At 59.5% G+C, this 24353-nt stretch carries 25 protein-coding genes and 1 pseudogene; 18 read left to right on the top strand and 8 right to left on the bottom strand.

Features of this window, described 5'->3' with window-relative positions:
- The first annotated feature begins 33 nt into the window (after window positions 1-33).
- Entirely contained in the window at window positions 34-918 is an 885-nt protein-coding gene (locus QD409_RS10260; RefSeq protein WP_430762624.1) for an AraC family transcriptional regulator, read from the top strand.
- A 121-nt stretch (window positions 919-1039) separates the two neighbouring features.
- The gene (locus QD409_RS10255) at window positions 1040-1963 is read left to right on the top strand and encodes a cation diffusion facilitator family transporter (RefSeq protein ID WP_430762738.1); all 924 of its coding nucleotides are present in this window, start codon (window positions 1040-1042) and stop codon (window positions 1961-1963) included.
- A gap of 134 nt (window positions 1964-2097) precedes the next feature.
- Here QD409_RS10255 and QD409_RS10250 read toward each other — a convergent pair whose 3' ends face one another.
- The 3 genes from QD409_RS10250 to phnF all read right to left on the bottom strand — a co-directional run bounded on the left by QD409_RS10250 (window position 2098) and on the right by phnF (window position 5130).
- Window positions 2098-3264, bottom strand: coding sequence for an acyltransferase family protein (locus tag QD409_RS10250; RefSeq protein ID WP_430762623.1), 1167 nt, complete (start codon window positions 3262-3264; stop codon window positions 2098-2100).
- A gap of 193 nt (window positions 3265-3457) precedes the next feature.
- Complete coding sequence (locus tag QD409_RS10245) at window positions 3458-4270, bottom strand: methyltransferase domain-containing protein (RefSeq protein ID WP_430762622.1); 813 nt, start codon at window positions 4268-4270, stop codon at window positions 3458-3460.
- Between the two features lie 101 nt (window positions 4271-4371).
- Window positions 4372-5130 (bottom strand): phosphonate metabolism transcriptional regulator PhnF, encoded by a 759-nt coding sequence (phnF, locus tag QD409_RS10240; RefSeq protein WP_092844706.1) that lies wholly within the window; start codon window positions 5128-5130, stop codon window positions 4372-4374.
- 223 nt (window positions 5131-5353) lie between these two features.
- On the opposite strand from phnF, the gene QD409_RS10235 reads away from it, so the two are divergent.
- From QD409_RS10235 to QD409_RS10180, 12 genes are all read left to right on the top strand, one after another.
- The gene (locus QD409_RS10235) at window positions 5354-6601 is read left to right on the top strand and encodes an extracellular solute-binding protein (RefSeq protein WP_430762621.1); all 1248 of its coding nucleotides are present in this window, start codon (window positions 5354-5356) and stop codon (window positions 6599-6601) included.
- Window positions 6602-6611: 10 nt separating this feature from the next.
- On the top strand, window positions 6612-7496 hold the full coding sequence (locus QD409_RS10230; RefSeq protein WP_430762620.1) for a carbohydrate ABC transporter permease: 885 nt from the start codon (window positions 6612-6614) through the stop codon (window positions 7494-7496).
- On the top strand, window positions 7493-8332 hold the full coding sequence (locus QD409_RS10225; RefSeq protein ID WP_245297925.1) for a carbohydrate ABC transporter permease: 840 nt from the start codon (window positions 7493-7495) through the stop codon (window positions 8330-8332). Before QD409_RS10230 ends, QD409_RS10225 begins: the two co-directional genes overlap by 4 nt.
- Before the next feature lie 88 nt (window positions 8333-8420).
- Window positions 8421-9140, top strand: a complete 720-nt coding sequence (locus QD409_RS10220; RefSeq protein ID WP_430762619.1) for a PfkB family carbohydrate kinase — start codon at window positions 8421-8423, stop codon at window positions 9138-9140.
- Between the two features lie 141 nt (window positions 9141-9281).
- A complete protein-coding gene (phnG, locus tag QD409_RS10215; protein WP_430762618.1) occupies window positions 9282-9740 on the top strand; it encodes a phosphonate C-P lyase system protein PhnG in 459 nt (152 codons plus the stop codon).
- A 2-nt stretch (window positions 9741-9742) separates the two neighbouring features.
- On the top strand, window positions 9743-10288 hold the full coding sequence (gene phnH / locus QD409_RS10210) for a phosphonate C-P lyase system protein PhnH (protein WP_430762617.1): 546 nt from the start codon (window positions 9743-9745) through the stop codon (window positions 10286-10288).
- Window positions 10288-11382 carry a carbon-phosphorus lyase complex subunit PhnI gene (locus QD409_RS10205; RefSeq protein ID WP_430762616.1) on the top strand — a complete coding sequence of 365 codons (1095 nt, stop codon included), beginning with the start codon at window positions 10288-10290 and terminating at the stop codon, window positions 11380-11382. The genes phnH and QD409_RS10205 overlap by 1 nt, the downstream gene beginning before the upstream one ends.
- Window positions 11379-12290: an alpha-D-ribose 1-methylphosphonate 5-phosphate C-P-lyase PhnJ gene (locus QD409_RS10200; RefSeq protein ID WP_199146820.1), complete on the top strand. Its 912-nt coding sequence runs from the start codon at window positions 11379-11381 to the stop codon at window positions 12288-12290. Before QD409_RS10205 ends, QD409_RS10200 begins: the two co-directional genes overlap by 4 nt.
- Window positions 12290-13117, top strand: a complete 828-nt coding sequence (locus tag QD409_RS10195; RefSeq protein WP_430762615.1) for an ATP-binding cassette domain-containing protein — start codon at window positions 12290-12292, stop codon at window positions 13115-13117. Before QD409_RS10200 ends, QD409_RS10195 begins: the two co-directional genes overlap by 1 nt.
- A gap of 13 nt (window positions 13118-13130) precedes the next feature.
- Window positions 13131-13877: a phosphonate C-P lyase system protein PhnL gene (locus QD409_RS10190; RefSeq protein WP_430762614.1), complete on the top strand. Its 747-nt coding sequence runs from the start codon at window positions 13131-13133 to the stop codon at window positions 13875-13877.
- Window positions 13864-15018, top strand: coding sequence for an alpha-D-ribose 1-methylphosphonate 5-triphosphate diphosphatase (locus QD409_RS10185; protein ID WP_430762613.1), 1155 nt, complete (start codon window positions 13864-13866; stop codon window positions 15016-15018). The genes QD409_RS10190 and QD409_RS10185 overlap by 14 nt, the downstream gene beginning before the upstream one ends.
- A gap of 294 nt (window positions 15019-15312) precedes the next feature.
- Window positions 15313-16191, top strand: coding sequence for a sterol desaturase family protein (locus QD409_RS10180; RefSeq protein WP_430762612.1), 879 nt, complete (start codon window positions 15313-15315; stop codon window positions 16189-16191).
- A 45-nt stretch (window positions 16192-16236) separates the two neighbouring features.
- Here QD409_RS10180 and phnX read toward each other — a convergent pair whose 3' ends face one another.
- From phnX to QD409_RS10165, 3 genes are all read right to left on the bottom strand, one after another.
- Window positions 16237-17040, bottom strand: a complete 804-nt coding sequence (gene phnX / locus QD409_RS10175) for a phosphonoacetaldehyde hydrolase (protein ID WP_430762611.1) — start codon at window positions 17038-17040, stop codon at window positions 16237-16239.
- A 5-nt stretch (window positions 17041-17045) separates the two neighbouring features.
- Window positions 17046-18191 (bottom strand): TIGR03364 family FAD-dependent oxidoreductase, encoded by a 1146-nt coding sequence (locus QD409_RS10170; RefSeq protein WP_430762610.1) that lies wholly within the window; start codon window positions 18189-18191, stop codon window positions 17046-17048.
- Between the two features lie 124 nt (window positions 18192-18315).
- Complete coding sequence (locus QD409_RS10165) at window positions 18316-19218, bottom strand: LysR family transcriptional regulator (RefSeq protein WP_430762609.1); 903 nt, start codon at window positions 19216-19218, stop codon at window positions 18316-18318.
- 289 nt (window positions 19219-19507) lie between these two features.
- On the opposite strand from QD409_RS10165, the gene QD409_RS10160 reads away from it, so the two are divergent.
- Window positions 19508-19666, top strand: coding sequence for a hypothetical protein (locus tag QD409_RS10160; RefSeq protein WP_430762608.1), 159 nt, complete (start codon window positions 19508-19510; stop codon window positions 19664-19666).
- A gap of 129 nt (window positions 19667-19795) precedes the next feature.
- On the top strand, window positions 19796-20422 hold the full coding sequence (locus tag QD409_RS10155; RefSeq protein ID WP_430762607.1) for a LysE family translocator: 627 nt from the start codon (window positions 19796-19798) through the stop codon (window positions 20420-20422).
- A 16-nt stretch (window positions 20423-20438) separates the two neighbouring features.
- Here the strand turns inward: QD409_RS10155 and QD409_RS10150 are convergent, their stop codons facing one another.
- On the bottom strand, window positions 20439-21245 hold the full coding sequence (locus tag QD409_RS10150; RefSeq protein ID WP_430762606.1) for an AraC family transcriptional regulator: 807 nt from the start codon (window positions 21243-21245) through the stop codon (window positions 20439-20441).
- Between the two features lie 79 nt (window positions 21246-21324).
- On the opposite strand from QD409_RS10150, the gene QD409_RS10145 reads away from it, so the two are divergent.
- Together QD409_RS10145 and QD409_RS10140 are read left to right on the top strand one after the other, a co-directional pair.
- On the top strand, window positions 21325-22536 hold the full coding sequence (locus tag QD409_RS10145) for an MFS transporter (protein ID WP_430762605.1): 1212 nt from the start codon (window positions 21325-21327) through the stop codon (window positions 22534-22536).
- A gap of 677 nt (window positions 22537-23213) precedes the next feature.
- The gene (locus QD409_RS10140) at window positions 23214-23855 is read left to right on the top strand and encodes a transglutaminase-like cysteine peptidase (protein WP_430762604.1); all 642 of its coding nucleotides are present in this window, start codon (window positions 23214-23216) and stop codon (window positions 23853-23855) included.
- A 24-nt stretch (window positions 23856-23879) separates the two neighbouring features.
- Here QD409_RS10140 and QD409_RS10135 read toward each other — a convergent pair.
- Window positions 23880-24116 (bottom strand): annotated as a pseudogene (locus tag QD409_RS10135) (type II toxin-antitoxin system RelE/ParE family toxin); the annotation flags it as partial.
- Window positions 24117-24353 lie beyond the last annotated feature (237 nt).

Here is a 24353-nt window from a genome sequence, read left to right as displayed (position 1 = left end):
AAAACTCTCATCCTCGGATACAGTCCAATCATCATGACCGACGATGCAGCCCCGGCGGAAATCCGCACTCTCGATGAAGTCCATTTCCAAACGCCGGGCCGCCTATCTCGCGCTTTGCCCTATTCGCTTCGTGCCGCCGGACGGCGGATCTGCACGCCCACGGAAACGCCGATCGCCCACCGCTTCAACCAGCACACGCTGATCCTCACTCTCAGCGGGAAAGGCGTGCTTGATATCAACGGGCGAGCCAATCTGCTGCCGGAGGGAACCGTAGCATGGCTCGATTCCTCGATGCTCTATTCGCATGGCTGCGAGCTGCGTTGCTCCCACTGGTCCTATCTCTGGCTCGGTTTCGTCGGGCACGGACTGGACACCTTGTTCGACAGCCTTGAGGTGGGCGTGAATCCGGTCTTTGAAACGGCGACCCAACACAATCTGCAGCCGCTGTTCGAGAATATTCTGAGCGAAGTGGAAGGAAGCAGCTTTCTGGCCGACAGCCGATGTTTTGCCTTACTCGCCCAGCTGATTTCGGCGCTGATATCCGAGCGCGCCGATGGCGGCGATCTCAGCAGCGCGGTGCAGCGGTTGCAGCGCGTCGTGGAAATGGTACGGGCGGATCTCTCGCATTCCTGGAACGTGGCGGAACTTGCCGATGCGGCCAATCTGAGCCAAGCGCAGCTGTTTCGCCGCTTCCGCCAGAGAATGGGGACGACGCCTCTCGACTGGCTGCGCCACGAGCGTGTCAACGCCGCCAAGCGGCTGCTCGTGGTCACTGAAGATCAGATCGGAAGGATAGCTGCCAGATGCGGCTATCCCGACCCTTTCCATTTCGCGCGCGACTTCAAGAAGCTAGCTGGCGTTACGCCCAGCGAATTTCGACAACAGGGGCAGAGCGCAAGAAAGCGGGAGCCCCGATAGTGCTTAGTGCCCCCATTCGCCCCCTTGCTCCATCAGCTTGCATGATACCGCAAAGCCCGCCGTATACTATGATATTGCTTGAATCATTAGGCTGGGCATCCCTCCCGAGGACAGAAGAGTGATCACTGAACAAAGCGTCCTGCGTATATCCATCATCGTGACATTCATTCTTGCGGCGGCCGGCATCGTCTTCGGGCTTTTGTCCGGTTCTTACGCCATCGTCTTCGACGGCGTCTATGCCCTGACGGATGCGATCATGACGATCGTCGCGCTGATCGTTTCCAATCTGATTATTGCCGCGGCAACGAACAGCGCAAACACCGGCAGGTTCATCAAACATTTCACCATGGGCTTCTGGCATCTGGAACCCATGGTCCTCGGCCTCAACGGCATCCTGCTGACCGGCGCCGCCATCTATGCGCTGATCAACGCCATCGGCAGCATCATGGCGGGCGGCAGGCACCTCTCCTTCGATCACGCCATCGTCTATGCGGTGCTGACGATGATCATTGCCTTTCTCATGGCAGCTTATGCCAGAAGAGCGAACAAGACGCTCGGCTCCAATTTCATCGCGCTTGACGCAAAAGCCTGGGTCATGACCGGCAGCCTCAGCGCGGCCCTGCTCCTCGCCTTCATCTTCGGCTTCGCCATTCAAGGAACGACGCTGCAATGGATGTCGCCCTATGTCGACCCGGTGGCGCTCGCCATCGTATGCCTCGTCGTCATCCCCATGCCGCTCGGAACGATCAAGCAGGCATTCGCGGACATATTGCTCGTGACGCCGGCAGCCCTGAAGGAACATGTCGACCGCGTCGCCGCTGACGTCGTCCATCGCTACAAATTCGACTATTATCGCTCTTATGTCGCCCGCGTCGGGCGCGGCAAACAGATCGAGCTCTATTTCATCGTCCCGAAGGATGGGCCGGCGAAAAAGCTGGAGGAATGGGATCAGATCCGCGACGAGATCGGCGAAGCGATCGGCGGTGAAAGCCCGGATCGCTGGCTGACGATCGCCTTCACAACCGACCCCGAATGGGCAGATTAATTTGGAAGAAACGCGAACGTGCCGAGGTCGCGATGAAGGATGTCAGGGCGTTATCGCGATCAAGCGGCCCCAATAAGCAAGCACCGGATCGCTATTTCAGCGACACCTCTTTGCCTGCCGCCTAAGCACTGCTGTTAGGCGCTTCCCGTGTCGATACCTGAGGCGCTCGCCGGTCTCACAGGCTTCTGCCGTTCGAAACGGCGCGTGAAGCCTTGCACAAAGGCAGTCAAGGGCTTTTCGATAAATCTGAAGAGCGCGAGTGCAAATATAGCGGCGGCGATGGCTCCACAGGCAACAAAAAGACCGAGAGGAAGCTGATCGCCGACGAACTTCGCCCAGATGGCGCGCAGCGGCCGCAGGATGAAAGGGTGAGAAAGATAGAGGCTGTAGGAGGCGTCCCCGAGCGCGACACCCAACAAGACCAGCCTGTTGGAAGGCAGCGCAGGCCCGATTGCGGCACCGAGGACGAACAACGCGGCCGGCAAGCCACTCCGCAGGAACTGTGGCAGGGCTGCGTCATCCCAGGCGGAGGAAAAGTGCACGAAACCGAGGAGCCCGACAGCCATCAATGCGAGTGCCGCCCCACCGCCGATGCGCCGCCCGCTGCGAAAGATCAGCGCCACATAGACGCCGAACAGGAATTCGAGAATGATGGGGCTCATCCAGAAAGCCAGCTGTACCTGCTGCGGATCGACCAGGTTGCCGATGAGCGCCAAACCTATCATCAGTGCCGACAGCCAGAAAATCCCGAGCCGGATCGGCAGGATAAGCGCCAACGCAAAGAACACGTAGAACAGCATCTCGTAGTTCAGGGTCCAGCCGAGAGCGAGTACGGGCCTGATTTCATCCACACCACGGCCGGAGGGAATGAAGAAGTACGATGCCAACACATGCGAGATGCCGCCGATCGGAACATTGAGCAGCGAAGGTGCAATGGCGGCACCGAGCAGCAGGACGCTGGTCAACAGCCAGTAAAGCGGGATGACCCGCGCGCACCGACGCAGGAAGAAGCGCAGCGGCGCACCGCTCCTGCCGAATTCGGCAGCGGCGGTATGGGTCATGATAAATCCCGACAGGACGAAGAATATGTCGACACCGAAGCCGAGATTCCATGTGGATCCATCGAGGGGCACGCGCCCTGCCACGTCAGCCAGACTTGCAGTCTCATGCATGGCATGGGCAGCCACAACGGCAAAGGCCGCGAGCGCACGCAAAACCTGAAGATTGGGAATCTTTCCGGACGACGTTCCGGCCTTGATGCCGGCAGCCGGACCACCGGGTATTGTTCGATAAGGCTCCACCAGAAATCCCAGTATCTATTCCCTCGGATCCCTATTACGTACGCCCTACGATATAACAACTTGTCGCCGAGCGTATAAATTGGCGGCTTTGCTTTGAAGTATAGTTATCCCCCCGTTAATCCTTCAGAGGTGGGGCAGATTGTTGACCAGAGGCTGTTAGATCTTGCCAAGTGCGGAGCAGGATATTCCGCCCTTAAGTAACAGCAAGGATTACATGCGCCTGAATTTTGGCAGCAACCTCGCCGCCGCCATGTCTCTCTGCGAGCGCCGCTTCGGCATAGTCGGTCGCAGCCACCAGCTTCCCCGCTTCCCGGGCCTCGATTTCGTTGCGAAGAAGAGTTCCCTGACAATAGGCAAGAGCCGGAAGGCGCGGCGAGGACGCACGGCTCTCTTCGGCTCTCGTTTCGATCACGACATCAGAGAAACCGGCGCGCTCGAGATCACTACGGATCACTTCCACATCGTGGTAGCCGTGCGGCGTGCGCGCCAGAAAACGCGGCGGGTCGTTTGGAAAAATCCTGGCGAGCGCGTTCGTCACGTCATCCGCAAATATATTCTCCTCTATGCGATCCCACACATTGAACAGGAAATGTCCTCCCGGCTTCAGGACGCGCTTTGCTTCGCGATAGGCAGCCGTACGATCGGGAAAGAACATCGCGCCGAATTGGCAAAAAACGAGATCGAAGGCCGCATTTTCAAACGGCAGCGCCAGAGCATCCGCTTGCCACCATGTGATACGGCTGTCTGGGTGTTGCCGCGAAGCCGCATAGTCGAGCATCGGCTGATTGAGGTCGGTGACGACATAGCTTGCGCTGGGAGACAGTTTGGGCGCCAATGCGCGGGTGACGACCCCGGTGCCTGCGGCAATCTCCAAGACGGCTGTCGGCGCTAGGGAGCCTGCACGCCGCGCAATGTCCGCGGCGTAAGGCTCGAAAATCAGCGGCACCATGTAGCGGTCGTAGTCTTCCGGTATCGAGCCGGCGAATACCTTGTCCGTCTCCAGCATCACCACCATCCCCCGCACGCCTGAGAGATTATTATGTTAGCACGTCAGAACGGAAACATCATTCCTAACGTCTCAGAAGCAGGTGCGCGGCGTGGATCTGTTCAGATCACATCGCCACGCGCGAGCACATCCAGAAGCTGGCTGGTATTGTCGATGGAAAACTGCACACGTTCACCTGGCCATATAGATTCGGAATAGGAGATCGGCGTGCCCTTGAGGTCCACATCCACCTTTCTGAGCGCGACCACCGGCTGCGATGCCGACTGACATAGCTGCTTTGCCTCCTCATTTGTCGGCAAGCGAACAATAATATCCGTGCGCAGGCGGATATAATCGGGGATGCCGTACTCAGCCAGAATAAGTGTCACGCTTCGCCCGCTGCGTCGTGCCTCATCGAAACCTGGGAAGCGGCGCACGGGAAAGTAGGCGTGCGAATAGTTTATCGGCTCTTCGTCAGCGAAGCCGCGCCTGACAATGTGGTAGACCGGCTCGCCGTGGGGAAGCCGCAAGGCCTCGGCAATCAGTTCCGAGGCAGGAACCACCTCCTCGTGGATGGCTTGCCCAAGCGGTTCCCTGCCCTGATCCAGCAGGTTCTGGGAAAACCGCGTGCGCTCGGACAGGCGGTAGTCGAGGCGGCTGTCTCTCACGAAGGTTCCACGGCCCTGCTCCACCAACACGAGCCCTCGGCTCTCGAGCCGTGAAATCGCGCGCCGGATGGTATGGCGGCCAACACCAAACCGCTCCATCAGATCCGCCTCCGTCGGAAGCTGCGCCTTGGGTGACAGGCGGCCGGTCAAAATATCTTCTGCGATATCGCTCTCGACCTGTTGCCATTGCCCATGCAGCAATTTTCTTTCCATGCCCGCTCATCCGAATTTATTGATGTCATTCGAATGTCATATATCGGCTCCAGCATTGCTTTTCAATCTCCGTCTCATGACCGGTGCCCGCTAGATAGCTGCAGAAGTGAAATTCGCCTCTGATCTTTTACCGTTAGGCCATCAGATCTTCATACGCATGTCACCTGCCGTCACTAGATAAATATTCGGATGTTTTATTAATCATTCGAATATTGAGGATATAATGGTAGCGCTTAATCGTCGGCAATTCATCGCGGGCACGACCGCAGTCATCGGCACATCGATCGCAATGACCGGCAAAGCCCGGTCTGCCGATGCGGCGATTGAAATTTCGAGCACCTGGGGTCCCGACAAGCCCTTCCAGAAAGTCGTCGACGCGTTCAACGCAAAGAATCTCGGCCTAACCGTTACCAACCGGTTCGACGGCGACTACGAAGCAGTCACCGCTAAAGCAGTCGCCAGCATTGCCGCAGGCCGCCCGCCGGCCATGATGGTCACCGGCTGGAAGTTCGGCTATTTCGCCAAGCGCACGCTCGGCGCCCGCGATCTGCGCGAGATCAACGCCGCGAAAGCAGAAGCGATCCTTGCCAATTTCCGTTCGTCCGTACTGCCGCTCGTCACCGTCGATGGCGCAGTCATCGGCCTTCCTTGGGCGATGTCGACGCCGATCACCTATATCAACAGCGAAATATGGAAGGCCGCGGGTCTCGATCCCAACCTGCCGGAAACGCCGGATACAAAGTGGCTCTACGAGAGCGCACGCAAGCTCGATGCCGCGCTCAAAGGAAAGCATCCGACCTACCGTTCGCCGATTTCGCTGTCCAACAACGAATGGACGAGCCAGTCTTTCATCCAGAACGCCGGCGGCTTCATCATCAATCCCGATGGCAAGCTGTCCCTGAATAGCCCGGAAGCAATTGTCGGCATGAGCGAATATTGCGCTCCCGCCCATGAGGGCCTTTGGCTGCCCGTCAGCGACAAGGAGCAGGTCGCTGCGTTCCAGTCGGGCGCGCTGGCCATCTGCACGACGAGCTCGACATTGGCCATCACCTTCCCGTTCGGAGCCGCGAAGGCCATCACGACGAAGTTCCCCGGCCTCCCCGGACATCCGCGCAAGATGAACAGCGGCGGTAATTTCCTTGCCGTCTACACGCGGAACAAGGAACAGGCGGAAGCTTCGCTTGCCTTCCTCGAATTCTGCGCTTCGAAGGAAGGGCAGGCACTGTGGTCCCAGACCGGCTATCTCAACACGTCGCAACACGACATTCCGCTGATCAACGAATTCATGAAGCCCGCAGCCGCGCAACTGGCGGACGGTTTGACCGCGGAAACGATCTGGCCGGGCAAGCGCGGTCTCGAAGGTCAGGCCGTATGGCGCAAGTGGGTTTCACGCATGCTGCTCAAGGAAACGACGGTTGCCGACGGCATCAAGGGCGCTCACGACGAGCTTGCAGGACTGATTTCGGCATAGGCTCCGCATCATGCCATTCCGTTTCCGATCGCTGGCCCCCTACCTGTTCGTGGGGCCGGCCGTGCTTGCCGTGGCGATATTTCTCTATGGTCCACTGATAGCTTCGATGTTGCTATCGGTGGTCGACTGGAATCTGCTGTCGGCAGACATTCGCTTTGTCGGCGTCGATAACTACGCATCGATTTTCGACAATCCCGACTTCCGCATGGCTGCATGGAACACGCTGCTCTACTGCGTCGTCCTGATCCCGGCCGAGATCGTCATCCCGTTGATCTTTGCCGTCATGCTGCATTCGGTGCGGAAGAATCCCTTGCAGGGGCTTTATCGCGGCAGCCTGTTCCTGCCGACGATCGTCGCCTATTCCGTTGCAGGTGTTGCCTGGTCCTGGCTGTTCAACCCCGTCAACGGTCTCTTCAACGAAGTTCTCGGATATTTCGGCTTTCCGCCGTCGCGCTGGCACACGGATCCGAACCTTGCGTTGTTTTGCGTCAGCCTGGTGACCTTCTGGAAGACCTTCGGCCTCAATATGCTTCTTTGGCTGGCAGCGCTGGCAAATCTGCCGAAACAATTGCGTGAGGCGTCACAGCTCGACGGCGCTGGCTCCACACGACATTTCTTCAGCATCAGCCTGCCGCTGATGACGCCAACTGCCTTCTTCATCAGCGTTACGACCTTCTTCCATGTCCTCGACGACATCGTCGGCATCATCGATGTCCTGACCCACGGTGGACCGGCAGGCAGAAGCTCGAGCCTTCTGTATTTCCTGTGGCAACAAGGCCTGCTGTTCTTCCAGTTCGGGCCGGCAAGCGCCGTCGCCGTCATCATCATCGTCCTCGTGCTCGCCATCACATGGCTGCAGTTCCGCGTCAGCGAAAAGCGGGTGCATTACAGATGAACGGTATCGGTCATAAGTTTCACAGGTTGCTGCTGCACTTCGTGCTCATGGCAATCTGCATCGTCACCGTATTTCCGCTTGTCTGGATGGTGTCCGCAGCCTTCACGCCCAATGACATGATCATGGCCAAGTCCGTGCGCCTTTGGCCCGAAAATCCGACGCTGTCGAATTTCACCATAGCCGCAAGCCGCCATCCCATCTGGATGTGGCTGTGGAATTCCGTCCTCACGGCAACCCTTATCACCGTCGGAAAGCTTGTTCTCGCGATCCCGGCGGGATTCGCCTTCGGGCGGCTGGAGTTCAAGGGGAGACAGACACTGTTCTGGTTCGTCATCGCCACCATGTCCTTTCCGAACGTGCTGGCGATCCTCCCGACCTATATCGCCGTGGTAAAGCTCCAAGCCTTCAATACCTATGGCGCAATGATCATCCCGTCGATTCCCTATATCGGTTTCTACGTCTTCTACATGTGTCAGGCCTTCCGGTCGCTGCCCGGCTCGATGTTCGAGGCGGCACGGATCGACGGAAGCGGCCTGTGGCGGCAGTTCATCGAAATCGGCGTTCCGAACGTCATCCCGGCAATCGCGGCCCTTTCGGTGATTTCCTTCATGGGCGCCTGGAACATCTATCTCTGGGGCCAGCTTGTGCTGGACGACGCCTTCAAGAAGACGCTGACGACAGGCATTGCCGTCTTTGCCGATCTCGAAGGAGCTGAGCGAGCCTGGGGTCCATTGATGGCGACAAGCCTGTTGTCGACCGTCCCCGTTCTCTTGATCTTCCTGCTGGCGCAGCGTTTCATCGTGGACGCACTGGCACCAGGCATTGACGACAGATAGGCAAAGCATGCCCCGAGTCATCGTAATCGGATCGGTAAATCACGATCGTATATGGCAACTGGATGCCCCGTTGGTTCGGGGCGGCCGGATGCAGTTTTCATCCAGAATAACCCGGCTTGGCGGCGGAGCTTATTATACCGGCCAGCAGCTTCTGGAATTGGGAGCCGACGTCGCCGTCGTTTCGCGGCTGATGCTGGACGAGCAAGGACAGGCGGCGCTCAAGTCGCTATCCGAAGCCGGTTTCGACACCGAATACATAGTGATGGCAACGGGAGAAACCGCGCCGCTGGAAATTTTCCTGGAGCCGAACGGCGAGCGGACGATCATCGCTCCCGCGGGGCGGTCGTATCCTTTAACGGCCGCGGGGAAGTTGTCGAGCGCAGGCGTCTATATCAATGCCCTTGCTCTTGACGACGACCTGGTGGATCAGATCAATGCCCAGCCGCTCGTTGTCTCGCAATTTCCGCTCAAGCCCGCGACGCCTCGCCCGGCAGACTATGTCATCTCCTCTCGTGACGACGTTTCCGACGATCTCGCGCTCGCCTGGCAGCGCGCGCGCCAGATCGCCGGCTCACGCCTGAAGATGCTCGTACTCACCGACGGGCCGCGCCCGATCACACTGTTCGACGGTTCGGACGCCGTAGAGGTCGAACCGGCGGCGAGGATCGATACGGCAAATACGATCGGCGCGGGCGACCGCTTCGCGGGCGCTTTTCTGTTCGCTTTGCTGCAAGGGCAGACGCCGGCGGCAGCCGTATGGGACGCAAGCCGCATCACGGCCGAATGGTTACGCCAGCGCGACGACTGAGCGCTTCGCGCGGGTCGAGGAATCTCGCCTCTCAAAGCAAAACGTGATGGACAATTCATTCGGATGACTATAGTAGTCGTCCGAATGTTTCCGGTGAGCTACCACCGACCTAAGCGACCCCTAAGTGCCAAGGAAAAGATGATGACTGAGGAGAAGACTGGTGATCCGGTCGGCGCATCCTATGCCCATGCGCAGGCTCTGGAGATTCTCGCTGCGAGCCGTCCGGCAAGCATAAAGGCGACCGCCGAACAGCTGCTCGACACGCTCGGCGGCGTCGACGTTGTCGTCAACCGCACTGGCCTTGTGATGCTTCCGTTGACGGATACCGTCCAAGGCACCGCCTTTCATCTGGGCGAAGTCCTGGTGTCCGAAGCGCATATCCGCGTGCCGGGACGATCCGCCGAAGGCTACGGCGCCGTTATTGGCCGCGATCTCGAGCATGCCATGGCAATGGCGATCATCGATGCGGCCATCGCCAGCAATCATCGCGCCGACATCATCCTTGAGCTTCTGAACGCCGAAAGCGACCGCCAACGGGAAGAAAACCGCCAGTTGCTGCGAAAAGTCGAAGCGACCCGCGTGCAGATGGAGACATTCTGACCATGGCACATTCCCTCGTACCGACCGCGGACGATACTCGCACCAACGCCACGTTCGAAGATCTGATGTGGGCTCTGAGCCGACCCGGCCAGCCGCGCGACATGTCGGGAGAAGGCTTCTGGGGTCTCGCGGAGAGCCTGCTCGATCGTGAATGCAGCTTCCATTGCGAAGACGACGCCTCTTTGAGCGTCTTGCTGGCCGCAACTGGCGCCCGCCCGACGCCGCTTGCCGAGGCGGATTATGTCTTCGCGGCAATCGACGCCCCCGCAAAAGTCAAAGCCCTCGCCTCGCTGCGCATAGGCAGCCTCGCCTATCCGGACGATGCAGCGACCTTGTTTGTCCCCGCACGATTTGGCGCCGGACAGCGACTGCGTCTTTCCGGTCCCGGTATCAAGGACAGCGTCACGATCGATATCGATGGCGTCGATCCTGCCTTCTGGCAGATGCGTGCGAAAGCGATCCGCTATCCGCTCGGCTGGGATCTCTATCTGGTCGATGGCAAGCGTCTGCTCGGCATTCCCCGTTCAACGAAAATCGAGGTGCTGTGATGGCTTATGTAGCAACCCGCGGCGGCGAATATGCCATCGAGCAGGCGGAGAGACTTTTCCGCAGCGATCTCGGTCCGATTACCCGCGGGCGCGTCGAAGCCGTCCGCACCGGTCTCCCTTATCTCATCGACCGTGTCATGGGCGAGGCATCGCTCTATGAGCCCGATCTCGCCGCGCTGGCGCTGGCTCAAGCAGGCGGCGATCTCTACGAAGCGATCCTTCTGCTGCGCGCCTATCGTACCACGCAGCCTCGTATCGCGGTCGCCGAACCAGTTGGCCAGACAGATCTCTTCACCGTTCGCCGCATCTCGGCCGCCTTCAAGGACATCCCGGGCGGCCAGATCCTCGGCCCCACGCTCGACTACTCGCACCGCTTGCTGCAGGTCGACGTGTTGAAGGGCGAAGACTATGTGCCGGAACCGGTTATTCCGGCAGCAAAACCGGCTCCAGCGACCCAACTGTCTCTAACCAGCTGGCAGAAAGCGCAAGGCCTCATTCCCGAGCATCCAGCCCAATCCGTCGCGCCCGACGACATTCCCGATTTGACGCGCGAGCCGCTGCTCTTCCCCGCGACCAGAGCACACAAGCTGCAGAGCCTCGCGCGCTCCGACACCGGGGGAACCCTGGCGCTCGGCTATGCCACCATGCGCGGCTACAGTTCCGTGCATCCGACGGTCAACGAATTGCGTCTGGCCGAAGCACCGGTCCGGATGCGTCACCCCTGCGGCACCGTCTTCAGCGCCGGCCGCGTCCGCGTCAGCCAGACCGAAGTCATATCCAAGGCGAGAGAGCTGGAGCTGGGCTTCTCCGCCACCTTCGGGTGGAATGAGGTGAAGGTGATTGCGGCTGCGACGCTCGATCTCGCCTCCACCCAGCCCAATCCGCATCCAGCCGCCAACGAGGAATTCGTCCTATATCACACCGAACCGGTCGAAAGCTCGGGGTTTTGCATCCACTTCAAGCTTCCGCACTATGTCACGTTCCAGTCGAGCCTGGATGCGCTGCGCCGGGTCAAGGCGGACAGGAGTGCTGCCACCACCAAACCCGCCGATGATGAGAAGCTTGCCGCCCGGCAAGAGGAGGTCGCACTGTGAAACTTCAGGAACTGACGAAGCCTTGGGTGGCTTTCAACTACGGCTTTCTCGACGAATCCGCCAAGCGCGAAATGCGTCGCCGCATTCTGAAAGCGATTGCGGTGCCGGGCTATCAGGTGCCCTATGCCAGCCGCGAGGTGCCGATTGCCCGCGGCTGGGGAACCGGCGGCCTGCAGGTGACGCTGACACTTCTAAAGCCGACCTCTGTGGTCAAGGTCATCGATCAGGGCTCCGACGATTCGGTCAATGCCAGCAGCATCCGCAAATTCGTCGGGCGCGTTGGCGGAGCGGTCGAGACGGAAGACACGATGGCGGCCACCATCATCCAATCCCGCCACCGCATCCCGGAAGAAAAACTGCGCGAAGACCAGATCCTCGTGCTGCAGGTTCCGGACCCGGAACCATTGCGCGCCGTCCAGCCGGACCTGTCCGTCGCCCGCGAAATGCATGGCGATGCCGATTACGGGCAACTATGGCTCGTGCTCTACGAACAGCTCGTCAAATCGGGGCGTATCATGCAGGGATCGAGCTATCCGAGCATGGTCAACGGCCGCCACGTCATGACGCCGTCGCCTATACCGCGCTGGGACGTGCCCAAGCTCAATCAGGCCGACCATCTGACGATCCTGTCCGCCGGTCGAGAGAAGCGCATCTTTGCCGTGCCGCCCTATACGAGCGTCGAACCGCTGGTCTTCGACGACGTCCCGTATCGCGTCGAGGATCACCAGGACAAGACCTGCTACCGCAGCAACGTCACGGGCTTCTTCATGAACGAACTTCCGCAGGACGACGGCTCTTCGCAATACGAGCTGTCCGACAGCCACTTCGGCGTCAAGCACATCCGAAAATCGGAAGCAGAACCGGTCGCGATCGGCGAAACATGGTACAACAATGGAAAGATGGACTGATGGTCACGCTTGATCCCACTCAATCAACAGAGTTGACCCGCCAGCCGCCCCGACTGATGATGGCGCAGCCCATCCTGACGATGCGCGGCATTGCCCGCAACTATGGTGACGTGACGGCGCTCGGTGGCGTCGACGTTACCGTCTATCCGGGCGAAGTTCTCGGCATCGTCGGGGAATCCGGCTCCGGCAAGTCGACGCTTCTGAGGATGATGAACCTCGAGGATACGCCGGATACCGGCACCTACAATCTCGCCCTTCCCGGCCACGAGGGCCGCAACTTCTTCACGCTCGATCGCTTCGAGCGGCGGATGCTGAGGGCACATCACATCGGCATCGTTTACCAGAACCCGCATCTTGGCTTGCTGATGAACCACACCAGCAGCGGCAACGTCGCCGAACGCCTGCTGATTGCCGGCAATCACAACTTCGCAGAACTGCGTGACCGGGCGCGTCAGTCGCTTAACGCGTCCGAATTCCCGATCGAGCGCATGGATGCCAGGCCGAAAGAGCTATCCGGCGGCATGCAGCAACGCGTGCAGCTCGCCAAAGCGATTGCGCTCGAACCAGCCGTGCTGCTGCTCGACGAGCCGACGACGGGCCTCGATGTCAGTGTTCAGGCGCTCGTCCTCGATACGCTGAAGCGGCTGCAACGCGAGCGTTCCATCACCATGGTGTTGGTATCGCATGATCTTGGTGTCATCCGCACGATGGCCGACAGGGTTATCGTCATGCGGCGCGGTATGGTGGTGGAACAGGGTCTTGCCGACCAGATCTTCCAGGATCCGCAACACGCCTATACGCAGCAGCTCGTTCACGCCAAGCTTTGAGAGGGAGCGAAAGATGAACATTCAGGTTTCCGCCCGCCAGAGCCAGCCCACGGTGTTGCGCGTCGAGGGCCTTTCGAAGCAATTCGAGATGCACCACCTCAAGCGCACGCTGTTTGCCTTCGAGAATATCGATTTCGAACTGAATGCGGGCGAGTTCATTCTGCTGAAGGGCGAGAACGGCGCGGGCAAATCGACGCTGCTGCGCACGCTCTACCGCTCCTACCTGCCCCGCGCCGGCCACGTCTATTATCACACGCAGGAAGGTGTCATCGATCTGGCGACCGCGGCCGATGTCGATATCGCCGTGCTGCGACGCCGGGAAATCGGCTTCGTCACGCAGTTTCTCAACGCGCGTCCGCGCGTCGCGGCCGAAGAGATCGTCGCCGAGCCGCTGAGGCTCGCCGGCACGGCGCATTCAGAGGCGTTGAGCGAAGCCCGGCGCTGGCTCGATGCCTTCGGTGTGAAGAGGCAGCTTTGGTCAGCCTATCCCTCGACCTTCTCCGGCGGCGAGCAGCAGAAGGTCAATCTGGCCCGCGCGCTCATCCTGCCGCAGCGCCTGCTGCTGCTCGACGAGCCGACGGCATCGCTCGATCATGCCGCCCGCCGCGCGCTGGTTGAACGGCTGGCGCAGCTCAAGGCATCCGGCGTTGCAATGATCGGTGTCTTTCACCATCCAGAAGATGTAAGGGCATTGATCGACCGGGAATTGCATCTGGAAGCCATCAAGATCAAGGACGAGCAGGACGATGTGGCTGAGTAATTTTGAAATTGTATTGCAGGATCATGTTATCGAGCGCGGCGCCGTCAGGATCGAGGATGGGTTGATCGCTGATATCAGCGAGAGACCGGTCGAAGGGGCAGAGATAGATGGCCGTGGCCGGCTTCTGCTTCCCGGTTTTGTCGACATGCATGGTGACATGATCGAGAAAGACGTGGAGCCTCGCGTCAATGTCCGCATGCCGATCGAACTTGGCGTCTACGACCTCGACAAGAAGCTTGCCGCCTGCGGCGTGACGACGGCCTATGCGGCGGTTGCGTTTACGCCCGCCACCTATGGCCATGTCCGCTCCGTGGAGCATACCCGAGCAATGATCGAAACGCTCGCATCGATGCGAGACGAACTCTTGATCGACCACCGTGTCCACGGCCGCTTCGAAGTGACCTTCCTGCCCGCCCTGAAAGAGGCGAAGGCTCTGATCGACGCTGGTGCACTCCACCTGATTTCACTCATGGATCACACGCCGGGCCAGGGCCAGTACCGGGATATCGAGTTGCATATCGCCAACACGGCGAAAGCTAGGAAGATCAGCGAGACCAAGGCGGCGGAGCTGGTCAAGCAGCGCATGGCTGCCCGCAGCGAACACGGCGACAGCATAGATATCATCAACGGGCTGGCGGAGCTCGCACGAGAGAGCGACGTGGTGCTTGCTTCCCATGATGACGACACCATCGAGAAGGTCACGCTTCTGCATGGCCTTGGCGCCGCAATCAGCGAGTTTCCGATCAATGTCGCGACAGCAGCCGAGGCCAAGCGGCTGGGATTGGCGACGGCCATGGGCGCTCCGAATGCCCTGCGAGGATTGTCCTACTCCGGCAATCTTTCAGCGCGCGAGGCCTATGAGGCGGGCGTGCTGGATATCCTCGCGAGCGATTACCATCCATCAGCCATCCTTCCGGCCGTTATCGCTCTTGCGGAAATCGGTAAGGGGGGCCTCGCCGCCTCGGTCGCATTGGCGAGCGCCAATCCGGCAAAGGCGCTCGGTCTCTACGACCGCGGCCAGATCGCTAAAGGGCTGCGCGCAGATCTCGTGATTGCCGAGCGGGGCCGGGTGCCGCGGCTGCGCAGCACGATCCGCGGCGGTAATATAGTCTGGTCCGACGGCTCGATAAGAGGCTTTTGAGCTCATCAGCGCAACTCGTCTCGAGAATGGCCCTCAATACTGTGCGTCGCAAGGCGCACTTCATTCGGGGCCATGCCGGCAAGGTGCCTCTGAACGGATGATGGAAGGTTTGCCCCGGACAGCAGACCCGGATGTTTTGCGCTCAACACAACCCAGGGAAGATTGTGAGCAGCAGCAACATCCAAAAGCGGCAGAACAATATCGGTCTTAACCAATTTTTTACGTTTAAATTGAAGAAAAGGCGCCCCTAATGTAAATAAGGCTAGGTAAATTATATCTCTGCCGGATCGCCACTTGAATACTGATATACTATCTCAAACTATGGCACTTACCGAGGACTATGCGGGGAAAATTCTTCCTGTCGCAATGATTTTGCTTGCCGCGGAATTTATTTTCCCGAAATCCAAATACACGTATATGTCGCATGTCCGCGGCGCTGTCTTCTGCGTCGCCAACATTGTTATCACGAAGGTCAGCCTCACGCTCTTTTACAGGCTATGGGAAAAAATCGGCATAAGACCGCTATTCCATATCGACCTTAGGTTTCTATCGGAGTTCTCCAGCTTTTGGCTGCCGCAGGCCCTGGGCGGGATCGTGGCGTCCCTGATCGTGCTGCAAGCCAGCGAATTCTTCTATTACTGGTTTCATCGGCTTCAACACAGCAACAAATTCTTCTGGCGTTTCCATGCAGAGCATCATTCGCTGGAAGAGATGAGCGCGTTTAACAGCAACCATCACTTCAGCGAGGAAATATTCCGGATCCCCTTCCTGATCATCCCCGTCTCGCTGCTGTTCAGCTTCGAGCAGGGATATGTCCCGTGGATCTGGGTATTCCTCGTCCGCTGGCAAGGCTACTTCGAGCACAGCTCGACACGCCTGCACCTCGGCTGGATCCGCTATCTGTTTCCCGACAACCGCTATCATCGCGTTCATCATTCGGTCGAGCGGCAACACTTCAACAAGAATTTCGGCAGCGGATCCGCAATCTGGGACATATTGTTCGGCACGGCATATTACCCGAAGGCGAATGAATGGCCCGACGTCGGCCTGCCGAACAAGCGTGAGCCGCAGAATTTCAGAGAATTTCTGCTTCGCCCCTTCCAGCACGGCAAGATACAACTGCATCCCGTACCGGCAGGGAAAGAAGCCAACTTCAAGCCTGCGGCCGAGTAATCCTTAGCTCGGGCGTTCATGCGATAGGGCAGCGCGCTTAAAAAGTCAGGGCCGCTCCCCAGCGGCGAGCCGACGTTCGATATCATCGATGACAGGCAGCAGATCGGCGACCGTGTCGACGATATAGTGGGCTCCGTGCTTGCTGAGTGCGCCGGATGCATGCTCCCGCACTTTCGCCAGTGCGTCCGGTGCCATGGTGGCGACCTCCTGCGGCGTCAGACCAGCCTCGTTGCCGCTCAATGCGACGCCGACCGTCCAGCAGCCGGCTGCAATACCTTCTTCGATGCCCACACCGGTATCGTCCACCTTGACCACCGCATGCGCCGGCCAGACGTCGAGGTCGAGAAAGCATTTGTACATGTTCATCGGCGTCGGCCGGCCATGCGGCAGGTCGCCGGCGCAGACGAGATTGTCGACCTGATAGCCCTGCTCCTTCGCAAGCGGCAGGACGCGCTCCATGATCGACCGGGTGTAGCCCGTCGTCGAGCCGATCTTCATGCCGCGCTGACGCAGCGATGCCACGACGTCTGTCGTGCCGGGCACCAGATCGGCGAATCTGTGCACCACCTCCTCGTTCATCGGAACGAAGACCTCATAGACGGCGTCGACATCCGCCGCCGTCGGCGCGTTGCCGTGACGCGCAGCCCATAGCTCGCGAATGCGCGGCTGTTTCAGCATAGCGTCGATATGGTCCCATTTCGGCCGGCCCATCGGCTCACGCGCTTCCGCGATCGTAACTTCGATGCCGAAGCGGCTGAACGCCTCGACGAACACGCCCATTGGCGCGAAGGACCCGAAATCGATGACGGTTCCCGCCCAGTCGAATACAACGGCTTTCAATTGGCTCACTGGTTTCACTCCCAAGAACGAGATGTTGAAGCATAGAGATCCTCGATGACCTGCTCGCCCAAGGCGAAGCCGGTCGACGCGCCTGTTCCGCCCGTCACCATGACGAGACGGATATGGTCTGCGGGGCGCTCCACCAGCACCGTCCGCTCCTTCGAGGAGGCATAGGTGCCGATCCAGCGATTGACGACCGTGCGGCCCGGAAGGTCGAATACCCGGTCGAACTCGTCGAGGATCAGCCGGTCGAAGCGCTCGCTGGCGAAGGGCTGCTGCGCGTTGCCATAGACATGGCTGTCGCCCACGACGAGCGAGCCATCGGCCGATTGGACGGCGATCAGATGAATGCCGGCGGCGCGGCTTTCGGCCTCTTCGAGATCGAGCCGCTTTGCAAGCGCTTCCGCCTCCGGCCGGGCGGCAAAACCTTCATAGCGGGCAAGACTCATATCCGACATGACAGCGACGCCGAACCGGCTCGGCTGGGCCGGCGCGACCCGCAGCATCTGCAGCGTGCAGATCGTCAGGGAATGCTTGGCGATGACATCGGGGAAGAGCGTCGAGAAATCATCGCCAGGGCAGACGACCATCGCATCCGCCTCGACTGTGCCGTGGCTTGTCTCGATCCGCGTCCCTTCGATGCTCCGAACGGCCGTATTCCACAGGAAGTCGACCTTGTGCCGAGCCTCGAGCCAGGCAGCAAGTTTCGGCAGCGCTTCGGAGGATTCGACCCGCAACTCGTGCGGGCTGTAAAGAACTGTCTCGACACCATCCAGACGCAGGCTCGGCACGAGATCGCCGGCTTCGGCCTTGGTCATCAGGCGGCACTTTTCGCCCATCGGCGTCTTGAGAAAGGCATCTGATACGACGGCGGCCTCGGAACGCCGCGCCGGCATCACCAACCCGTGATGGATGACGGCGATGCCCGCTTCGTCGACGATCCCAGCCCAAATGTCGCGAGCACGCATGGCACGCTCCCAATGGGCACCAGCCTTCTGCCCTGAAACCGTGATGAAACCGAAATTGCGAATGGAGGCACCGACTGCCTTGGCATTGCGTTCGATGACGACGACTTTCTTGCCCTGACGCACGGCGGCCAGCGCCACGCCGATGCCGACAATTCCTGCACCGACAACCGCAAGATCATATCCATTCGCCATCACATCACCCTTTCTTCGGCAGACCCTGAACCGTGGCCGCCAGTCTATAGGGCAGAGCTTAGCGAAATCATATGACGCAATTATAAATTCTCATAAATTATATGATTATCCTATGAATATAGATTCAAACCGAAGGCAAGCCGCCACCGACTTCAAACGCGTGTTCCTTGGCAACATCAAAGAAGGCCTGGATGGCGGCGTGGTCGCGGCATTCCGGCAGGGTGACGAGGTAGTGTCCGATGGCCAGCTCCGGCTCCACCAGCGGCACGACCTCGATATGATCATCTGATGAAACTTCGCCTTCGATGGAAATCGCCAAACCGATGCCGGCAGCAGCGGCGGCATAGGCGACGTCAAGCGTTGCTACTTCGAGAACCGGCCTCAGCCCGATACCCAGCTTGCCGGCAGCGTGTTCCAGCAGCGTGCGAGTGCCGGAAGCTTTGTTCCACAGGACCATATCCTGACCGTCGAGATCGGCGAGCGTGAGCCGGCCCTTCTCCAGCCTGCGATCTCCCCTGCGGCCATAGATCGCCACGCGGGATTGATGCAGCAAGAGTGATGAGAGACGGCTATCCGGCGCGACCTGCGAAATAGTGGCGACATCGAGTTCGCCGCGCAGCACCGCATCGGCAAGCTCAAGCGACGGCCCGCCGCGCGTCGTCAGGCGCAAGGATGGGAATTGCCGAACGAATGCCGTAAGGACCGGCATGATGAGCCGATGGGCGCTGAAGCCGATAGAGATCGTGCCGGTGTTCAGCGACGTCGTGTCGGCAATCACGCGATCGACCTCATTGAGGCATTTCAGCGTAACCCTGATCTTGGCGATCAAATCCATCGCCGACGGCGCCACGCTGACATTGTGACCATCACGGATGAAGACGCGGGTACGACACAACTCCTCGAAGGACTGAACCTGTGTGGAAACCGAGGGTTGGCTGATTCCCAGATCCTCGGCTGCACGCGAGAACTTTCCGGTGCGTGCCAGTGCGTCGACGGCCTTCATTTGCGCAAGCGTAACAGACGGCATTCTCGATAGTCCCACCCTGAATTCGCATGGATATACTTCAATAGGTCGCTGAATCCACCGTGGCAACTCGCTTCCATCGAACGCAAAACATGTCAGCGACGCGACAGTCGCCAAAGCACGATCAACGTCGCCGCGCCAAGGGTCATCGTCGGCGTTGCGGCATCGAAAATCGCGCCGCGATCCGAAAGCACGAAGATATTGACCGGCAAGGTGACCCAGCCTGGGGATAGATCATCACCGTCGCCCCCAGTTCGCCCATCGACAACGCCAAGCTGAGGCTGAAGGCGGCGTGTTCTGGAGCCTGCCGACCCGTCATCTGGGCGGCGTCGACGCGGCAGGCGGCATTGCCCTCATCGTCTCACTTGGCATTCTCGGCAGCTTCGCCTCGCCACACGCATTAAAGGAGTGCGGCATCAAGAATGCGATGACGCGCCCCGTCAAACCGTGACGCCCGACCGGACGGATTTCGGAAGACAACCGTTGCGGACAGCGGCGGAAGCGTCTAGCCTCCGGTTCCGCGGGGAACTGGGGCAGAAGCGCCGCTCTCGCGACAAACCTTCCGAATTGTGAGAGATCGATGATCAGCCTCGGTGTTTTGACAACCTATATTGCCGTCGTACTGGGGCTTATGGTCATTCCTGGACCGGCGACCCTCCTGACATTGGCAAGGGCCGTCAGCGACGGCAGGCGAACGGGACTTGCGACCGGCCTCGGCATTGCCGTCGGCGATCTCTTCCACACGATGATGGCAACGTTCGGATTGTCGGCTTTGCTAGCCACGTCGGCGCTGGCGTTCGAGATCGTCAAATATGCTGGCGTTGCCTATCTGATCTATCTCGGGTTCAAGGCTTTCCGCGAGAAGGCCGAGATCCTGGACATGCTGACAGCGCAGTCAATGACCCCCATGCGCGCCTTTCGGCAGGGGTTCTTTACCGAAATACTCAACCCCAAGACTGCGCTGTTTTTCCTGGCCTTCCTGCCGCAGTTCATCCACCCGGAAAGCGGGTCGGTCATCGGACAATTTGCCCTGCTGGGCGCCATCTTTGTCGGGCTCAGCATATGCGTGACGTCGCTTCTGGCGGTCGGAGCCGGTTCGATCAGCGGCTGGCTTCGCCGTCATAGCAAGGTTGGCCGGTGGCAGGGAAAGATCGTCGGGGCGATCTACATGGCCGTTGGCTTAAGGCTTGCTCTGCAGCAACAGTGACCAGGCTCTACCGACCTCAGCGACGATCGTCCCGCAGGGTATCGTATAACTCCTGCCGGCGGGCGATTTCTCTCGGCGCATAGCCAAAGGCGCGCTTGAACATCGATGTGAAAGCAGCCGGGTTTTTGTAGCCGAGATCCAGCGCGATTGTCGTCACCGGCGTGCCGGCGACAAGCCGCGGTAGCGCTGCGTGCAGACAAGCCTGCTGGCGCCATTCGACGAAGCTAAGGCCCGTTTCCAGGCGAAACATCCGCGTGAACGCACGCCGGCTCATGCTCAGATGCTTCGCCCAGGTATCGATCGTATCATGCGCAGTCGGATGAAGAAGGAAGTCCTGGCATTTCTGCGCAAGCATAGGGTTCCGCGGCAAAGGCAGGGAAAGCGGCAGCGGCTTCAGTCGGGCAAGTTCATACAGAAGCAGCGCCATCAGCGCACCGGAGCGGTCGTTCGGATCATATTCGACCGGAATATCGACGGCTTCGGCAATCAAGGCCCGCAGCAACGGCGATATTTCAACTACCTGGCAGTGATCCGGCATCGTTTCTATGGCGTGCGGCTCGATATAGATGCTGCGCATGCTGACATTGCCGAGCATGCGGACGCTGTGGGTGACGCCGGGAGGAATCCACATGCCCCTTTCCGGCGGCATGACGTGCGTACCGTTCGGAGTGGTCGCCAGCACCACGCCGGAAAAACCGTAGAGCAGCTGCGCACGGCGATGCTGATGCGGATCGACGCGATGCCCATCCGCGTATTCGTTGCCGAGCGCCAGGAGCGGTCGCTCGACATCAATGAAAGGATCGATCCGGCTGTTCCTGACCATTTTGGCCCAGTCTCGTAATAATTGCGCCTAATCGCGGTGGCGGGCGATCGGCTCTTTCAATATCAGCGCGGAAGACGAATTGAAAGCGAGTGCCATGAGCCAGGTCATGAACGCGCCCCGCGCGGCTACCACCATATACCCGATCCTGCTGGTCGCCAGTCTCGGCCATTTCATCAACGATGTGACGCAGTCCCTGCTGCCCGCAAGCTATCCGGTGCTGAAAGCCGGCTTTGCCCTGAGCTTTGCCCAGCTCGGCGTGCTGACATTCGTCTATCAGGTGACCGCATCGATCCTGCAGCCCTTCGTCGGATGGTACACCGACGGCAAGCCGCAGCCTTATTCCCTTCCCTTCGGCATGGCCTGCAGTTGCGCTGGCATGGTGACGCTGGGGTTCGCACCGAACTATTCGGTTCTGGTGATGGGCGCGGTCCTGCTCGGATTTGGTTCCTCGATCTTCCATCCGGAGGCGTCGCGCATCGCGCGCCTGGCATCCGGCGGCAAGCATGGTTTTGCACAATCCGTGTTTCAGGTCGGCGGCAATTTCGGCACGTCGCTCGGCCCATTGCTGGCGGCGTTCTTCATCCTGCCGCATGGGCAACGCGGCATGGCCTTGCTCGCCATTCTCGCATTCATCGGCATCCTCATTCTCAGCGGTCTCGGCCGCTGGTATCACATGCATGGGCAAAGCCTTCGCGCTCCGGCAAAATCCGGCAGGAAGCATAAGGCGCTCAGCCTGTCGCGTACGCGTATCGGCATTGCCATCGCCGTGCTGATCGCGTTGATTTTCTCGAAGTACTTCTATCTAGCGAGCTTCACCAGCTACTACAATTTCTACCTGATGGACCGGTTCGGGCTTTCCGAACGGTCGGCGCAGCTCTGCCAGTTCGTCTTCTTCGCCGCCGTCGCTTTCGGCACCATGATCGGCGGCCCGGTGGGCGACCGCATCGGCCGCAAGAAGGTCATCTGGGGCTCTATCCTCGGTATATTGCCGTTCACGATCGTCCTGCCGCATGCCAGCCTGGAAGTCACCGTGATCCTCAGCGCCATCATCGGCACCGTCATCGCCTCGGCATTTTCGGCAATCGTCGTCTATGCGCAGGAGTTGATGCCCGGCCGCGTCGGCATGGTCTCGGGCCTGTTCTTCGGCTTCGCCTTCGGCATGGGCGGCATCGGAGCTGCCGCCCTTGGGGCCCTGGCGGACCGGACCAGCATCGAGTTCGTGTTCGAGCTTTGCGCATTCCTGCCGCTGATCGGGCTTTTGACGATCCTGCTTCCAAATGTCGAGGATTGAAGGCGGGCCGCGGCTGTGAGGGGCTTACTCAGCTCGGCAAACCTGTCTGGCGCATACGCGACCGGCAACGGCAACGAGACAGCCGTCGATCCTCAAGCCGCCAAATGATTTTGCTTGGGTCAACAGGACCGGCCCGCGAAAGGGGGTTCGCTCCTCGTAATTGGAACGCTTCCGCGTCCGGTCCTGCATTCCTCGCAGGCCGAACCTGCTGGAGGCGGCGCTATTGCCCGCCGATTGCGGCAAGAGATTGGCTGTCGATAAGAAAATTCGAAAGGTCTTGGATTCAGGGCCTATTAGGTTGGTTTGAGGCGTAATTCAGGGCCTTTCGAGAAAGAAGCTGCCTCGAACTACCTTTGATAAGCGAACACACGCCGAGGTCGGCCGCAGCCCCCCGCGATCCAGCATCTCGGCGAACGACTCCGGCCACTCCGCCACGGCGACCTGCAGTCGGATGTCCAACCGCCTCTTTCGCCCCGTCAGCCAATTCAGGCGCAGCAGCGTCTACGGTCGTGTCTATCGCCACCTACGGACGAGGCCCGCAACGATCGCGCCCAGCGCGTCCTTGACGTTAACCATCTATTAAGATTTGGCGCCGCTCGGCGACGGGCCAAATTGACTTCACCGCCTGCAAAACTTAACAGTTCGTTAACACTGTTCCTTTGGGCAAAGGCGTTTGTATGTTTTGCGTCGTCCGGCCAGCCAAGCTCTTTTCTATCGGCAAGAGCATTCTTTCTGCCTTGATTTTCGCAAGCACGGTAATCGCCTGGGAGGCAGGCGCCTCGGCGGCTCCAAGCCCGGTCATGTCGACAGGTTCGATAACCTCTCAGCCGATAGGACATTATGATTTTTGCCAGCGACGGCCAGACGAATGCTCGATCCATCCGAGCGACTTGCGTCCCGTCAAGATCACGCAAAAGACCTGGGACGAGATTGTCGAGGTCAATGCCTCAGTCAACAAATGGGTCAAGCCCATCAGCGATTTCGATCACTACGGCGTGGTGCAATACTGGAACTATCCTGACGATGGCATGGGCAATTGCGAGCATTACGCTCTCGAGAAGCGCCGAGAGCTGATGGAAAAGGGCATATCGCTTGCCAATCTGCTGATCACCGTGGTGCGCCTCCCCAATGGCGAGGGTCACGCCGTCGTCACGGTGCGCACCGATCGCGGCGACTTCATTCTCGATAATCTGAGCGATCAGGTGAAAAGCTGGACGCAGACGCCGTATCACTTCCTCAAGCGCCAGGCGATCAATGACACCGGCCGCTGGGTCGACATCATCCAGAAGCCGATGGTCGTGGCGAGTGCGATAAACTAGGCTAAGAGGCTGCTATTGAGGCCTCTACCCTTGCAGCATGCGCGCCAACATATGCCTGATAGATCCTGGCCACCGAAGAAAATTGCAGCAACGGTAATCGTCTGCAGGTAGAAACCAGATAACGGCCCTGTGCCGTCGTAGAAAGCGGATGCCGGAGTGAATATCCGGTCGCGATGTGCCGATGTAAGGTGTTTCGACCAGGCGATCAATGTCGAGGCGGAGCTGACGAATTTGGTCAGCCGCACGCGCCCAAGCCTCTTCGGACGTATGCCGTCTTCTGGTGCTATCAGCTCGCCGGATTGCAGGCTTTGCTAAATCCCTCCTAAAGCACGCGCAGCCGACCAATGATCATTCAGGAATTGCAACCCTGTTGTGATCGCCCCCCATGATCCAGCGAACCATTGCGAGGCCGAAATCGGAGGCTTTGCCCTCTGTAGCCAGCTAGGGCGATAGAATCGCCTTAGCTGCATTGACAAAAGCCCCATTCGCCATAGCAGA

It is taken from the genome of Rhizobium sp. BR 315, assembly GCF_050577975.1.
GTDB lineage: Bacteria > Pseudomonadota > Alphaproteobacteria > Rhizobiales > Rhizobiaceae > Rhizobium > Rhizobium miluonense.
This window is presented reverse-complemented; position numbering and strand designations above follow the sequence as displayed.

Coding starts and splice junctions, on each gene's coding strand:
- QD409_RS10195 (WP_430762615.1), top strand. CDS start 12,290: ATGGTCACGCTTGATCCCACTCAATCAACAGAGTTGACCCGCCAGCCG.
- QD409_RS10185 (WP_430762613.1), top strand. CDS start 13,864: ATGTGGCTGAGTAATTTTGAAATTGTATTGCAGGATCATGTTATCGAG.
- phnF (WP_092844706.1), bottom strand. CDS start 5,130: ATGGAAAGAAAATTGCTGCATGGGCAATGGCAACAGGTCGAGAGCGAT.
- QD409_RS10230 (WP_430762620.1), top strand. CDS start 6,612: ATGCCATTCCGTTTCCGATCGCTGGCCCCCTACCTGTTCGTGGGGCCG.
- phnG (WP_430762618.1), top strand. CDS start 9,282: ATGACTGAGGAGAAGACTGGTGATCCGGTCGGCGCATCCTATGCCCAT.
- QD409_RS10245 (WP_430762622.1), bottom strand. CDS start 4,270: ATGCTGGAGACGGACAAGGTATTCGCCGGCTCGATACCGGAAGACTAC.
- QD409_RS10150 (WP_430762606.1), bottom strand. CDS start 21,245: ATGGTCAGGAACAGCCGGATCGATCCTTTCATTGATGTCGAGCGACCG.
- phnH (WP_430762617.1), top strand. CDS start 9,743: ATGGCACATTCCCTCGTACCGACCGCGGACGATACTCGCACCAACGCC.
- QD409_RS10170 (WP_430762610.1), bottom strand. CDS start 18,191: ATGGCGAATGGATATGATCTTGCGGTTGTCGGTGCAGGAATTGTCGGC.
- QD409_RS10165 (WP_430762609.1), bottom strand. CDS start 19,218: ATGCCGTCTGTTACGCTTGCGCAAATGAAGGCCGTCGACGCACTGGCA.
- QD409_RS10260 (WP_430762624.1), top strand. CDS start 34: ATGACCGACGATGCAGCCCCGGCGGAAATCCGCACTCTCGATGAAGTC.
- QD409_RS10205 (WP_430762616.1), top strand. CDS start 10,288: ATGGCTTATGTAGCAACCCGCGGCGGCGAATATGCCATCGAGCAGGCG.
- QD409_RS10155 (WP_430762607.1), top strand. CDS start 19,796: ATGATCAGCCTCGGTGTTTTGACAACCTATATTGCCGTCGTACTGGGG.
- QD409_RS10235 (WP_430762621.1), top strand. CDS start 5,354: ATGGTAGCGCTTAATCGTCGGCAATTCATCGCGGGCACGACCGCAGTC.
- QD409_RS10225 (WP_245297925.1), top strand. CDS start 7,493: ATGAACGGTATCGGTCATAAGTTTCACAGGTTGCTGCTGCACTTCGTG.
- QD409_RS10140 (WP_430762604.1), top strand. CDS start 23,214: ATGTTTTGCGTCGTCCGGCCAGCCAAGCTCTTTTCTATCGGCAAGAGC.
- QD409_RS10220 (WP_430762619.1), top strand. CDS start 8,421: ATGCAGTTTTCATCCAGAATAACCCGGCTTGGCGGCGGAGCTTATTAT.
- QD409_RS10190 (WP_430762614.1), top strand. CDS start 13,131: ATGAACATTCAGGTTTCCGCCCGCCAGAGCCAGCCCACGGTGTTGCGC.